Here is a 14,433-nt window from a genome sequence, read left to right on the forward strand (position 1 = left end):
GCATTAAATGCTGATTAGAGCATCAGACCGCCAAAGAAGAAGCCCAGTAGCACGGCGAAAGCGATGGTCGCGGTGCCGGGGATGAAGAAGGGGTGGTTGAACACGGCCTTGCCGATCCGGGTCGAGCCGGTGTCGTCCATCTCGACTGCGGCCAGCAGGGTCGGGTAGGTCGGCAGCACGAACAGGGCGCTCACGGCGGCGAAGGAGGCGATGGCGGTCAGCGGGCTGACACCCAGCGCCAGTGCGGCCGGCATCAGGGCCTTGGTGGTGGCGCCTTGTGAGTAGAGCAGCATGGCGGAGAAGAACAGCACCACGGCCAGCAGCCAGGAATACTGGTTCAGCAGGTCGCCAGCGATCAGCTGAATGGTGTCCATGTTGCCTTTCACGAAGACGTTGCCCAGCCAGGCCACACCCAGTACACAGATACAGGCGGACATACCGGACTTGAAGGTCGGCATGTTGGTGATTTGAGTGGCGTCCAGTTTGCAGACCAGGGTCATGATGGTGGCAGCAGCCAGCATGATGCCCATGATGGCACCGTCACGGGGAATTGGCGGATTGGCGATCAGGCCCACTTTGCCTGAGATGGCGGTGGCATAAGCCATGACGGCCACGATGGCGGCGATGAAGATCCAGACAGAAACCTTGGCGTAAGGCTTCAGCTCCAGCTTGGTGGTGCCGCGCAGCTTGATCAGCCCTTTGGCTTTACGCTCCAGATAGACTTCATCCTGATCCAGCGGTTTGCCCATCATGTTGGCAATGAAGGCGCCCAGGATACAGGCGATGAAGGTGGACGGAATGCAGATGGCCAGCAGGGTCAGGTAGTCGACACCGAACGGCTCAAGCATGCCGGAGAAGGCAACCACGGCCGCGGAGATCGGGGAGGCGGTGATGGCAATCTGAGAGGCGACGACCGCGATGGAGAGCGGACGGGAAGGACGAATGCCCTGCTCCTTGGCCACTTCGGCGATTACCGGCAGGGTGGAGAAGGCGGTGTGACCGGTACCGGCCAGCATTGTCATCAGATAGGTGACGATGGGGGCGGCAAAGGTGATGTACTTGGGATTCTTGCGCAGAGCCTTTTCTGCCAGCGAAACCAGGTAGTCCATGCCACCGGCCAGTTGCATACAGGCAATGGCACAGATGACGGACGCGATGATCATGATCACGTCCCAGGGGATGAAGGTGACCAGTTGGTCGCTCGGAATTTGTACCCCCAGGCCCCAGGTCAGCACCAGCACACCCAGACCACCGGCAAAGCCGATACCGATACTGCCTATCCGGGCACCCAGATAGATAGCGGCGAGCACGACAAGTAACTCGATAACAATCATAGCGAACACTCCATTTTCCAGTTTTTTTAGGTTTTATTTGGCAGAAAAGCCAATTCCCGATGGGACTGGGTGAGACCGATCGGGAACTGACTTTATGGGCCGGGATAAACCCGGCCCATTTTCTCGCTTATACGGTGGCTTCGCGGGTGTAGCGCTTGGCTTTGTATTGCGGGTTCATCAGGTTCTCGATGGAAAGGATTTCGTCCAGCTGTTCGGCGGTCAGCAGGCCGCGTTCCAGCACGACCTCACGGACGTTCTTGCCGGTCTGGGCGCAGATCTTGCCGACGATATCCCCTTCGTGGTGGCCGATGAAGGGGTTCAGGTAGGTCACGATGCCGATGGAGTTCAGCACGTGGTTCATGCAGATCTCTGGGTTGGCGGTAATACCTTCCACACACTTCTCGCGCAGGGAGATACAGGCTTTTTCCATCAGGCTCAGGGATTCGAACATGGCCTGACCAATCACCGGCTCCATGACGTTCAGCTGCAGCTGACCGGCTTCGGCGGCGAAAGTGATGGTGACATCGTTACCGAATACCTTGAAGCAGGTCTGGTTGACCACTTCCGGGATAACCGGGTTGACCTTGGCCGGCATGATGGAGGAACCGGCCTGCATTTCCGGCAGGTTGATCTCTTTGAGGGCAGTGCGCGGACCGGAGGAGAGCAGACGCAGATCGTTACAGATCTTGGACATTTTCATGGCCATGCGCTTGATGGCACCGTGCAGCATCACATAGGCGCCACAGTCGGAGGTTGCTTCGATCAGGTCTTCTGCCGGAACATAAGCACGACCCGTGATCTCGGCCAGGCGTTTGATGGCCAGCGCAGAGTACTCGGGCGGGGTGTTCAGGCCGGTACCGATGGCGGTTGCCCCCAGGTTCACTTCCAGCAGCAGCTCCTGGCAACGCTTGATGGACTTGATCTCTTCACGCAGGGTAACGGCGAAGGCGTGGAACTCCTGACCCAGTGTCATGGGAACCGCGTCCTGCAGCTGGGTACGGCCCATCTTCAGGATGCTTTTGAATTCCTTGGCCTTGGCATCGAAGGCAGCGATCAGTGCTTCCAGGGCATGCAGTGTGGTGTCTGTGCTGTTTACCACGGCAACGCGGAAGCCGGTAGGGTAGGCGTCGTTGGTGGATTGGCACTTGTTGACGTGGTCATTGGGGTTGATGACGTCGTAACGGCCCTTCTCCAGACCCATGATCTCGAGGGCGATGTTGGCCAGTACTTCGTTGGTGTTCATGTTGACGGAGGTGCCTGCACCACCCTGGTAAACGTCGACCGGGAACTGGTCGAAACATTTGCCGGTGTTCAGCATCAGGTCGCAGGCTTCTACGATCTTGTCAGCAATTTCAGGACGGATGGTGCCCAGTTCGCCGTTCGCCAGGGCGGCGGCCTTCTTGGTCAGCACCATGCCGCGGACAAATTCCGGAACGTCAGAAATCTTCTGAGTGCTCAGCTTGAAGTTTTCGACTGCGCGCTGGGTATGCACGCCGTAGTAGAGCTCATTGGAAACTTCTTTGGTGCCCAGCAGGTCTTCTTCAATGCGGACGTTCTTGATGTCGCTCATTGTAATGCCTCAGAAATCAGATAAATGGAAACGATCCTCACCGAGTGGTCGCGAGTTCCTTACGCACGGCTCATCCTGAAGCACCACACATCGAGTGGGGCAGTTGGGAGCGTTTTTTGCTCCCTTAATTACTAGCGTCGATATTACCTCAATTGAGGTATCTGATATTAGACCTGGATCACTAAATTTGAGACAACCTCAAATAACTTGTGGTCATTAAACAGATATTGCAATTGAGCGATTAACTTTGACAGAACAAGGACTTCAATCACAGTCTGCCATGCCGGTTTTTCTGAATATCTGGCGCTCTGTCACCCTCCACACTTGAAAAATGGGTGTCGACCCCCACTTTAATATTCAGGAACCGACTTTGTGGCGTGTTGGCAGCGAAAAATGCGTTTGCTGCAAGAGTTCACGGGTTCATCCAAATTCACTCGCACTGAGGTTGTTATGGGCAAGTTATTTCTGTTGTTGGTCGGTCTGGTGCTGCTCGAGCTCACCGTGATGATCGAGGTGGGCTCCGTGATTGGCGCCTTGCCAACCGTAGGCTTGCTGGTGCTGACCGCCGTGCTCGGGTCATCGCTGGTTCGGAGTGAAGGCATCAAGACCCTGCTCAATGCGCAGCAAAAAATGCAGCAAGGGGAGATGCCGGGTCGTGAGGTGATGGGGGGCATGATGCTGGCGCTGGCCGGCTTGCTGCTGATCATCCCGGGCTTTGTGACCGACTTCTTCGGTATCCTGTTGCTGCAGCCATGGCTGCGCAACAAGCTGGCTGACAAACTCATTGGCAGCAATCAGTTCCGGATGCAGATGGGCGGTTTTCATGCCCAGCAGCCTCCATTCGAGGCGCGTCCAGGCGAGGAACAACCGGGTCAGGTCAATCGTGGCGGGACCACCATCGAAGGCGAATTCGAGCGTAAAGAGTAAGCCTCTGTAGCTAAGCTGTGCCTGTCAGGGTTTGCCCTGATGGCACAATCGCTCGAAACGGTGGCGGGCATACCACCATGCCAGAGTGCCCGCTGCCAGATTTGCCAGTAGTATCCCCAGATAGACTCCCTGTTCCCCTCCCAGCTCCGCCCCCAGCCAGGCCCCTGGCAACAAGAAGACAAACAGCCGCAATCCGTTGAACAGAAACGAGATGCTCGATGCCCTGACGCCGTTGAGTGCCGAGGCCAGCAGCATCACCATGCCCTGGAAGCCATACCCTATGGGTACCAGGTGCAAATACAGAATGATGAGGCGCACTACTTGTGGATGATCGCTGAACAGGTTGGCGATAAGTGGTGCCAGCAACCAGGTCAGCCCGTATACCCCGAGCTGGAACAGCAAAGCGAAGCGCATGCAAAATTGCAGTGCGGCCCTGGCGCGGGCCGGATTGCCAGCCCCGCAGTTTTGCGAGATGAAGGGGGCCAGCACGGAGGAGAGCGCCATCATCACTATGAGCAGCAGTGCCTCGACCCGGGAGGCGGCGCCGTAGGCGGCCACCACTTCGGTGCCCAGACCTGCGAAGATGATCATCAGCACTGCATTGGCCAGGGGGTTGAGCATGTTGGTGAAAGAGGCAGGCACGGCCACGTGGAGCAAGGCGCGCCAGTGGGCCAGCAATTGTGGGCGAGGGGACAGGCGCCATCGCAGCAAGCCTTCCCGATGGCGCAATATGTAGAGGCTGACCAGCATGGCCATCAACCAGGAGATCGACGTGGCGATGGCCGCCCCGCGGATCCCCCATTCGGGAAAGGGGCCTATGCCAAAAATGAGCAGGGGATCCAGCACGCCGTTCACCAGCCCCGCCACCGTCATCACCAGGCTGGGCGTCTTGGTATCCCCGGTGGCCCGAATGGCGGCATTGCCCACCATGGGCAGCACCAGCATGGGCACGGTCAGATACCAGATAAGCATGTAGTCATAGATAAGGCGGATCAGCTGGTCGCTGGCGCCGAGCAGCCGAAACAGGGGTTGTATGGTGAATGCTCCCAGGAGCGAGAGGAGCGTGACCAGCACCACGGCCAGAAACAGGCAGTCGGTGGTGATGCGGGCGGCTTCGTCATGTTTGCCCTGACCGAGGGCATGGCCGATGACGGCGGAGAGCCCGGCCCCCAGCCCCATTGCCAGCGAGGTGACCACGAAGGTGACCGGGAAGGTGAAGCTGATGGCGGCGAGTGCCTGGGTGCCCAGCATGCCGATGAAGAAGGTATCGACCAGATTGAATGCCAGTATGGCGATGATGCCGAGGATCATGGGGCCCGTCATGCGCAGCAGTACGGACGTCATGGGGGCGGTCAGCAGGGGGTTGGGTCGGGTCACGAGCTCGTCTCTATACATCTGGCGAAGTGAGTTCTGGCTGCAGGCAGCACAAACCCGGTTTCCTGACCGGGACACGGGCGATCCATCGAAGATATTCATAGTACGTGAAAATATTTTTTTTGTATTTGCCCTTGAAGGGTTAACAAAAACGCCCCACATCAGAGGCATATCTAATTTGGCCAGGAATGGCCATTCCTCAAAGCAACACAGAGACTCATTTTGGGAGAGTTATCGATGAAAATTCGTCCACTGCACGACCGCGTCATCATCAAGCGCATCGAAGCTGAAGCCAAATCCGCTGGCGGCATTGTCTTGACTGGTACTGCGGCCCAGAAGTCCACCCGTGGTGAAGTACTTGCCGTGGGGACTGGCCGAATTCTGGATAATGGCGATGTCAAAGCCCTCGCCGTCAAGGTTGGTGACAAGGTGATCTTCAACGAAGGCTACGGTGTGAAGACCGAGAAGCTGGATGGTCAGGATGTACTGATCCTGTCTGAAACCGACATCCTGGCGATTGTCGAAGCGTAATCCACCCTTTCCCCTGCGAATTGATTGAAGGATTGAAGAAAATGGCAGCTAAAGAAGTCAAATTTGGCAACGAAGCCCGCATCAAGATGCTGGAAGGCGTAAACATCCTGGCCGATGCCGTCAAGGTTACCCTGGGTCCGAAAGGCCGCAACGTGGTACTGGACAAGTCCTTCGGTGCGCCGACCATCACCAAGGATGGCGTCTCCGTGGCGCGCGAAATCGAACTGGAAGACAAGTTCCAGAACATGGGCGCCCAGATGGTCAAGGAAGTTGCTTCCAAGGCCAACGATGCTGCCGGTGACGGTACCACCACAGCAACCGTACTGGCTCAGGCCATCGTCAACGAAGGTCTGAAGGCCGTTGCTGCCGGCATGAACCCCATGGATCTGAAGCGCGGTATCGACAAGGCAGTGATCGCCGCCGTTGCCGAGCTGCAAGTGCTGTCCCAGCCGTGCGCTGACAACAACGCCATCGCTCAGGTAGGCACCATCTCCGCCAACTCCGACGAGAAAGTGGGCAGGCTGATTGCTGAAGCCATGGACAAAGTCGGCCGTGATGGCGTCATCACGGTTGAAGATGGTCAGGGCTTGGACGACGAGCTGGCTGTGGTAGAAGGCATGCAGTTCGACCGTGGCTACCTCTCCCCCTACTTCGTCAACAAGCCGGAAACCGGTGCCGTTGAGCTGGATGATCCCTTCATCCTGCTGGTGGACAAGAAAGTATCCAATATCCGCGAAATGCTGCCGGTGCTGGAAGGCGTTGCCAAAGCAGGCAAGCCGCTGCTGATCGTTGCCGAAGACGTGGAAGGCGAAGCGCTGGCTACCCTGGTGGTCAACACCATGCGTGGCATTGTGAAAGTAGCTGCCGTCAAGGCGCCGGGCTTCGGTGACCGTCGCAAGGCCATGCTGCAGGATATCGCCATGCTGACCGGTGGTACCGTGATCTCCGAAGAAGTAGGCATGGAGCTGGAAAAAGCGACCCTGGAAGATCTGGGCCGTGCCAAGCGTATCGTCATCACCAAAGAGAACACCACCATCATCGATGGCGTGGGTGATGCTGCCCTGATCGAAAGCCGTGTGGCCCAGATCCGTCAGCAAATCGAAGAGACCTCTTCCGATTACGACCGTGAGAAGCTGCAAGAGCGCGTAGCCAAACTGGCTGGTGGCGTTGCCGTGATCAAGGTCGGTGCTGCGACCGAAGTCGAGATGAAAGAGAAGAAAGCCCGTGTTGACGATGCCCTGCACGCAACCCGCGCTGCCGTAGAAGAAGGCGTTGTTGCTGGTGGTGGTGTGGCGCTGGTACGCGTTGCCGCCAAACTGGCCGGCCTGCGTGGTGACAACGAAGATCAGAACGTGGGTATCAAGGTTGCCTTGCGCGCCATGGAAGCCCCGCTGCGTCAGATCGTCATCAACGCTGGCGAAGAAGCCTCCGTCATTGCCAACGCCGTGAAAAATGGTGAAGGCAACTTCGGCTATAACGCTTACACCGAACAGTACGGTGACATGCTGGCCATGGGTATCCTGGATCCGACCAAGGTTACCCGTTCTGCTCTGCAGTTCGCCTCTTCCATCGCCGGCCTGATGATCACCACAGAGTGCATGATCACCGAGCTGCCGAAGAAAGATACCCCTGCCATGCCTGACATGGGCGGCATGGGTGGCATGGGCATGATGTAATTCAGTCTTGGTTACCAAACGGCTCGCTTTTGCGGGCCGTTTTTTTTATGGCGACTAAACTGAGTCTATTGTTGGTGACTTTTTCTGAGGTGAGTATGCGTGCACTGGGTTTGATTCCATTACTGTTTTCTCTGGCGATGCCGGTCATGGCCCTTGAGGCGCCGCAGGGTCCCGTCATCTTGACGGTGACCGGCAATGTGAAGCCTGCCGAGGCAACAGAGGGGGAGGTGGCTTTCGATCTGGCCATGCTCAAGGCCTTGCCCCAGCATGAAATAGTGACGGGAAATCCCTGGGTCGACAAACCGCACAAGTATGTGGGGCCCAAGCTGGCAGATGTGCTGGCTGCCGTCGGAGCGGATGGCAAATCCATTACCCTGACCGCCCTGAACAGTTTTCAGATACGGATCAACTGGGACAAGGTCAGCAAATATGATCCCATTCTGGCCTGGCAAGATGACGGTGTGACCATGCGGGTACGGAATAAGGGACCGCTTTGGTTTATCCTACCGCTTGATCAGCATCCGGAGCTGAAACGATCAGAGTTCACTGACATGATGATCTGGCAGTTGAATGCGGTTGACGTTCAACATTGATATAACGGCGTGCGGGAGTGCGAGTGAAAGCGAAGACCAAGGCGTGGCCTTTACTTGTCGTTCTTTACCTATCCATCCTGTTGTTTACGGGAAGTACCCTGTATTGCCTCGCGCAGATACAGAATGCGACCCGGGTGATGGAAAAGTACACCTATGACGTCTCCTGGGCGCTGATGCAGTTGCAGCTGGAGTTGGGGCGCTTCCTCAACTCCGTCGAGATCTACCATTATGGTGGCATCGATCACGACACTCTGATGCTGCGTTACGACATCCTCTGGAGCCGCACGCCAATCCTGCTCAGCGGGCAGTTGCGCCAGAGCATGAAAGATAAGCAAAAGACCCTGCGTCTGGTGCAGCTGATTGAAAGCAACATCCGCGAGATGGAGTCCAACATCACCAATCTGAAGTCGGGCACGCCAGAGTATCAGCAAATCATGATGCGATTGGCCCCTCTGCAAGAACCTCTCTCCTACTCTCTCGCCTCTGTGATGCAAAAGAACATCAATGTCTATTCCGGTAATGACAAACGCTTTGGCCAGCTGCGCAACGCCTTGCTGTTTATGGTTTCCGGTCTGGTGTTGTCCGTGATGTTGCTCAGTGGCCTGCTGATCCGCGAGGCGCGTCGCCATTTCCGGGCTGCAAGAGTCGATCCCCTGACCGGGCTAGTCAATCGGCTGGCGTTGCTGGAGAAGATGGAATCGTACGCAACCAAGGAGATACCATTTGGTTTGGTACTGGTCGATATCAACGATTTTCGGGATATCAACAGCAAATTTGGCTACAACACCGGTGACTTCTTGCTGCAGGAGATGGCAAAACGGGTTCGCAACCTGTGTGAAAACGGTGAGTGGGTGGCGCGTCTGGGTGGCGATCAGTTTGCTATTATCCAGCGCGAGAGCAGTGACCTGCGGCAGGTGAGAGAGCTGGTTGTACGCCTGCTTCATGCGCTCAAGCAAGACATCATCATCGACAACTATCCCTTCCGGCTGGAGGTGGGGATAGGTATTGCTTTCTTCCCGATGGACAGCAAGCTGACCCAGGAGCTGCTCAGTCGGGCCGAGCAGGCGCTGTTCCACAGTCGCAAGACCCATGTCCCTTATGTCATCTATGACAACTCGCTGCTCAATGAAACTGCGCGGCGCAAGCATCTGGCAAGCGACATGATCATGGCGCTGGAGCACAACGCACTCGAACTGTATTACCAGCCCATAGTCAATCTTGAAAGCGGCCGCTGTGAGGCAGTCGAAGCGCTGCTGCGCTGGCGGCATCCTGAGTTGGGGTTCATTCCACCCAACGAGGTGATCCAGGTGGCGGAAGAGTTCCAGCTGGCCGAGAAACTGGGCAGCTGGGTGCTGAACACCGCCTGTGAGCAACTCTATCAGTGGCAGCAGCTCGGGCTGGTCGACTTGCAAATGTGCGTGAATATCTCGCCTGGCATGTACCAGCGCAATTTGTTGAAACTGGTCGCCAAGGCGTTGATGGATCATCATATCCCGGCTGCCAGCCTGGTGTTGGAGGTGACGGAAGACACCACAATGCGCGAGGTGAAGAATTCCCTGCAGCTGATGCAGGATCTGAATCAACAAGGGGTGCAGTTGGCGCTGGATGATTTCGGTACCGGCTACTCATCTCTCAGCTATCTGCAGAACTTGCCGGTCAGCAAGGTGAAGATCGATCGCTCCTTCATCCAGGGGATCGATACCTCGATAGAAGCATCTGAACTGGTCGCCAACATTTGCCGTATGGGTTCCATGCTGGGCAAGAGTCTGGTGTGCGAAGGGATAGAAACCCAGGCGCAGCTCGATGTCCTGCGTACTCTTACCGATATTCATCTCTATGGACAAGGCTATCTGTTCAGCCGTCCCGAACAGGCGGAGAAAATATATCAGACTCTTCTGGAGATGGAGGAGGCGTGGTTGAAGCGACGCCAACCCGACAAAGCGTATTTAATTTAGCCAAAATGATTCATGTCTGGCGCAAGATGGCCGATAGTCTTAGAGCAGGAGGTACACCATGGATATATCTAGTTCCGCATCAACGTCATTTGGTTCTGCTTTGCTGACGGCCAGTCTGGCCAAAAAACAGCAGACTCAGGATGGTGAAGCCGCATTGAAACTGCTCCAGACGGCTGCTCAGTCAGCCCCTGCTGCAGCGCCAACGGCCAGCTCCACTCTGGGAAGCAAGATTGATATTCGCGTCTGATCCTAATGAAAAAGCCCCCATCAGTAGATGGGGGCTTTTTTTATGTTTGCGCTGGCTTACAGCGAGAAAGGAGCTGGCGCCTCGAAGGTCATCCGCTCGCCACTGCGGGGGTGGCTGATGGTCAGCATGGCCGCATGGAGGTAGAGATGGGGCGCCGCCGCCAGTGCATCCGGATGGGCATAGAGGTTGTCACCCAGAATGGGGTGCCCCAGCTCCAGCATATGGACGCGCAGCTGGTGGGAGCGACCCGTGATGGGGGTTAGCTTGATCAGGCTGTTGCCGTTCTCCACCTTCAGCTTTTCCCACAGGGTCAGGGCGTGGCGTCCCTCCTCAAAATCCACCTTCTGCTTCGGGCGGTTGGGCCAGTCGACGCAAAGTGGCAGGTCAACCTGACCCGAGTCTGCTTCTGGCTCGCCCCACACCCAGGCGAGGTAGTGCTTCTCGGTCTCCCGCTCGCGAAATTGCCGACTCAGCTCCCGATGAGAATTGGGGGTGAGGGGGATGACAATGACGCCAGTGGTGGACATGTCGAGGCGATGGGCTGCCGCCGCCTTGGGGTGCTGTTGCTTCACCCGATGCAGGACGCTGTCTTCATTCTCGGGGCCGCGCCCGGGGACGCTCAGCAGGCCGGTGGGCTTGTTGACCACCATGATGTCCTTGTCCTTGAACAGGATATCGAGCCAGGGTTCCAGAGGCGGTGAGTATTCAAACATAAATGTCTCGCATCAGAAGGTGGGGGCAAGCCCCCATCAGTTATGGGTAACCACAATCATAAAGGGCATGGGATCCCGCGTGAGCCGGAGCCGGTCATACCTCTTCACTGCCTTGTCAGTTATGGATGACCACGATAATAAAGTGCATGGCATCCAGCCTGAGCCTGAGCCGGATCAGGTCATGTATCTTCATTGCCGCGTCAGTTATGGGTGACCACGATAAAGCGGATTGCATCCAGCTTGAGTTGGGTCTGATCGATCAGGTGGTGCAATTCTGCCTGCAGATTGCGCAGATAATCCAGTTCGCTGTCACGCACGTTCGGATTGACTGCCTTGAGCGCTTCCAGACGATCGAGATCTTGCTGCAGGGTTTGCGCCATCCGGGTGCGCGCCTTGTCGACAATCCCGGCTTTCAGCTCTTCGGCAATGACCTGGCCCTTGCCAATCAGACCGTGGATCACCGGCTGGGAGGCGGTGACCAACTTGCTGCCAAGGTGGCGGTTGACCGGGGTCAGCTGGCGGTTGAAGGCATCGAATGCCACCTTTTCGCCCAGATTCTGACCGTTCTTGTCCATCAGCAGACGGATCGGTGTCGGCGGCATGAAGCGATAGAGCTGGGGATGGGCCGCAGACTCGGCGACGAAGATCAGCTCAAGCAGGATGGAGCCGATGGGCAGCGCTTTGTTCTTGAGCAGGGCCACAGACGTTGCGCCGATCTCGGAGCCCAGAATGAGGTCTATACCGCCGCGCATCATGGGGTGATCCCAGGAGAGCAGCGCCATGTCATCCCGTGACAAGGCGGTCGGGCGATCGAAGGTGATGGTCATGCCATCTTGCGGCAGGCCTGGGAAGCTGGATACCAGCATGTGATCCCCCGGGGTCAGCACCAGCGCGTTCTCGCCTCTGTCATCCTGATTGACGCCGATCTCGTCGAACATCTTGAGGGCGAAGGAGACCATGCCAGTGTCATCATCTTCGGCGGCCAGCTTGTCGACCAGCAGCTGGGCGGCGGCGCCACCGCTGGAGTGGATCTCCAGCAGGCGATCGCGCCCCTGTTCCAGTCGGGCTTTGAGCGGCTCGTGCAGCTCGCGGGTCTTGATCAGCAGGGCATCGAGGGTCACCTGATCGCCGGTGTTGGCGGCCAGCAGCTCGAACAGTTCGTCACGTACCGCTTCGAATACCGGGCGGGCAGTCGGGCAGGTCTGCTCGAACGCATCCAGACCATCGTGATACCAGAGCTGCAGGGCGCGCTGGGCAGTCCCTTCCAGATAGGGGACATGGATCTCGACGGTATTCTGCTGACCGATACGGTCCAGACGACCGATGCGCTGTTCCAGCAGATCCGGATTGAGGGGCAGATCGAACAGCACCAGATGGCTGGCAAACTGGAAGTTGCGACCTTCTGAACCGATTTCTGAGCAGAGCAGCACCTGGGCGCCACCATCCTCTTGCGCGAAATAGGCGGAGGCCTTGTCCCGCTCGAGGATAGACATCCCTTCATGGAACACTGTGCCGCGGATCCCTTCACGGGTACGCAGCGCCTCTTCCAGCGCGATGGCGGTGGCCGCTTCGGAGCAGATCACCAGCACCTTTTGCTGGCGAGCAGAGAGCAGCAGCTCCAGCAACCAGTCGACGCGGGGATCGAACTGGGTCCAGGTAGCGTTTTCCCCTTCGAACTGCTGGAAGATCTTCTCGGGATAGAGATAGCGCAGGGCGCGGGTTTGCAGATCGCCGCCATTGCCACCCATCATGCCCATCACCTTGATGGCAGTCTTGTACTGCTCCGGCAGCGGCATGGGGTAGACGTTGAGGTGACGCTCGGGGAAGCCCTGAATATTGGCGCGGCTGTTACGAAACAGCACCCGGCCGGTGCCATGCTGATCCAGCAGCTTGGCAACCGCCTGCTGACGGGCAGCTGCATCGCTCATATCCAGCCCTTCCAGCTGGCTGGCGAGGATCTGCCTGGCTTCATCGCTCAGGGTCTCGCCATCCAGCAGTTCTTGCGCCGCGCTGGCGACCTTACCGTAAGCTTGCTCCTCGGCGAGGAAGGCCTCGTAATCGTAGAAGCGCTCCGGGTCGAGCAGGCGCAGACGGGCAAAGTGGCTCTGGTGGCCCAACTGATCCGGGGTGGCGGTCAGCAGCAGCACACCCGGCACCTGTTCGGCCAGCGCTTCCACCATTTCGTAGGCGCGGCTTGGGGCATCGATGCTCCACTCAAGATGATGCGCCTCGTCGACAACCAGCAGATCCCACTCGGCTTCCAGCACCTGCTCGAAACGACGACGCTTCTTGCGCAGGAAGTCTAGGCTGCAGATCACCAGCTGCTCGGTCTCGAAGGGGTTCTCCGCATCGGCGAAGGCCTCGATGCATCGCTCCTCGTCAAACAGGGAGAAGTGCAGGTTGAAGCGGCGCAGCATCTCGACCAGCCACTGGTGCTGGAGAGTCTCGGGCAGCAGTATGAGCACGCGATGGGCGCGACCGGAGAGCAGCTGCTGATGGATGATCATGCCCGCTTCGATGGTCTTGCCCAGGCCCACTTCATCGGCCAGCAGTACGCGCGGAGCATAGCGGTGTCCCACTTCATGGGCGATATAAAGCTGGTGCGGGATCAGGCTGACCCGGCCACCGGCCAGACCGCGAGTCGGGTTAAGGCGCCGCTTATGCTGGTTGATCAGCGCTTCGTAACGCAGGGTAAAGCGGGACATCCGGTCAATCTGACCGGCGAACAGGCGATCCTGCGGCTTGTTGAATTTGATAAAGTTGCTTAGAAACACTTCCTTGAGGGCAACGGGCTCATCATTGTCGGTGCGTACACCTACATATATAAGCAGACCGTTTTTTTCCTGCACTTCTTCGACCGTCATGGTCCAGTCTTCGTGAGTGGCGATCTGATCGCCCACATTGAAGCTGACCCGGGTTACCGGAGCCTCTTCTTTGGCATACATGCGGTTTTCACCGGTAGCCGGAAACAACAGGGTAACCATGCGTCCTTCAACAGCAACGACAGTCCCCAACCCCAGATCCGTCTCTGTATCACTAATCCAACGCTGGCCAAGTGCAAAAGGCATTAAACTCTCCAAAGCCCAAGAGTGTGTGAATCGCAAAGGGGCGCTATGTTACCCGAAGGCGTGACCTCGATCACCATGCATATAGAAGTGGGCGGTGCCAATTCGCTACAAGTTTGATCTATCGCTGCCAAGACATCATTGAAGATAGACATATGTCGCCATATGAGTGTGTTGTTGCGGGATAAACAGTCTTTTTGGTGAATTGATGAGCTATTGAGATAATAATTCGAATTTAATTCGAAACGCCCCTTGCAAGCGTGATCCAGATCCCTATAATGCGCCACATCGACAGAGCAAGCGGCAACGCAAACAAGCCAGTCGGTGCCTCGAAAAGCCTTTGAAAATAAGGCTTGGCTCGAGAAGGCGGTTGAGTGGAATTCCACTCCCGCATCAACACCCTGTTGCGTCGCTCTTTAACAATTTGAATCAAGCAATCTGTGTGGGC

At 57.2% G+C, this 14,433-nt stretch carries 12 protein-coding genes; 6 read left to right on the top strand and 6 right to left on the bottom strand.

The window, feature by feature from the left end:
• Positions 1-14 precede the first annotated feature (14 nt).
• Positions 15-1,334 (bottom strand): anaerobic C4-dicarboxylate transporter, encoded by a 1,320-nt coding sequence (locus AXW79_RS03285; protein ID WP_005318965.1) that lies wholly within the window; start codon positions 1,332-1,334, stop codon positions 15-17.
• A gap of 127 nt (positions 1,335-1,461) precedes the next feature.
• Positions 1,462-2,904 carry an aspartate ammonia-lyase gene (gene aspA / locus AXW79_RS03290; RefSeq protein WP_005318968.1) on the bottom strand — a complete coding sequence of 481 codons (1,443 nt, stop codon included), beginning with the start codon at positions 2,902-2,904 and terminating at the stop codon, positions 1,462-1,464.
• Between the two features lie 450 nt (positions 2,905-3,354).
• Between aspA and AXW79_RS03295 the strand changes: the two genes are divergently transcribed.
• Positions 3,355-3,831: an FxsA family protein gene (locus tag AXW79_RS03295; protein WP_005318970.1), complete on the top strand. Its 477-nt coding sequence runs from the start codon at positions 3,355-3,357 to the stop codon at positions 3,829-3,831.
• 24 nt (positions 3,832-3,855) lie between these two features.
• On the opposite strand, the gene AXW79_RS03300 is transcribed toward AXW79_RS03295, so the two are convergent.
• Positions 3,856-5,226, bottom strand: coding sequence for an MATE family efflux transporter (locus tag AXW79_RS03300; protein ID WP_043151501.1), 1,371 nt, complete (start codon positions 5,224-5,226; stop codon positions 3,856-3,858).
• A 216-nt stretch (positions 5,227-5,442) separates the two neighbouring features.
• On the opposite strand from AXW79_RS03300, the gene AXW79_RS03305 reads away from it, so the two are divergent.
• From AXW79_RS03305 to AXW79_RS03325, 5 genes are all read left to right on the top strand, one after another.
• Positions 5,443-5,736 carry a co-chaperone GroES gene (locus AXW79_RS03305; RefSeq protein ID WP_005318973.1) on the top strand — a complete coding sequence of 98 codons (294 nt, stop codon included), beginning with the start codon at positions 5,443-5,445 and terminating at the stop codon, positions 5,734-5,736.
• Between the two features lie 41 nt (positions 5,737-5,777).
• Positions 5,778-7,412, top strand: coding sequence for a chaperonin GroEL (gene groL / locus AXW79_RS03310; protein ID WP_005318975.1), 1,635 nt, complete (start codon positions 5,778-5,780; stop codon positions 7,410-7,412).
• Between the two features lie 95 nt (positions 7,413-7,507).
• Positions 7,508-8,005: a hypothetical protein gene (locus AXW79_RS03315; protein ID WP_005318977.1), complete on the top strand. Its 498-nt coding sequence runs from the start codon at positions 7,508-7,510 to the stop codon at positions 8,003-8,005.
• A 23-nt stretch (positions 8,006-8,028) separates the two neighbouring features.
• Entirely contained in the window at positions 8,029-9,960 is a 1,932-nt protein-coding gene (locus AXW79_RS03320; protein ID WP_011899056.1) for a putative bifunctional diguanylate cyclase/phosphodiesterase, read from the top strand.
• 58 nt (positions 9,961-10,018) lie between these two features.
• Positions 10,019-10,207 (top strand): hypothetical protein, encoded by a 189-nt coding sequence (locus tag AXW79_RS03325; protein ID WP_005318982.1) that lies wholly within the window; start codon positions 10,019-10,021, stop codon positions 10,205-10,207.
• Between the two features lie 56 nt (positions 10,208-10,263).
• On the opposite strand, the gene rluA is transcribed toward AXW79_RS03325, so the two are convergent.
• From rluA to AXW79_RS23410, 3 genes are all read right to left on the bottom strand, one after another.
• A complete protein-coding gene (gene rluA / locus AXW79_RS03330; protein ID WP_005318985.1) occupies positions 10,264-10,920 on the bottom strand; it encodes a bifunctional tRNA pseudouridine(32) synthase/23S rRNA pseudouridine(746) synthase RluA in 657 nt (218 codons plus the stop codon).
• A 200-nt stretch (positions 10,921-11,120) separates the two neighbouring features.
• Positions 11,121-13,988 (bottom strand): RNA polymerase-associated protein RapA, encoded by a 2,868-nt coding sequence (rapA, locus tag AXW79_RS03335; RefSeq protein ID WP_005318987.1) that lies wholly within the window; start codon positions 13,986-13,988, stop codon positions 11,121-11,123.
• A 232-nt stretch (positions 13,989-14,220) separates the two neighbouring features.
• A partial coding sequence (locus AXW79_RS23410) for a hypothetical protein (RefSeq protein ID WP_211271110.1) occupies positions 14,221-14,433 on the bottom strand: 213 nt, incomplete at its 5' end.

This window comes from Aeromonas salmonicida subsp. salmonicida (assembly GCF_001643305.1).
Classification (GTDB): Bacteria; Pseudomonadota; Gammaproteobacteria; order Enterobacterales; family Aeromonadaceae; genus Aeromonas; species Aeromonas salmonicida.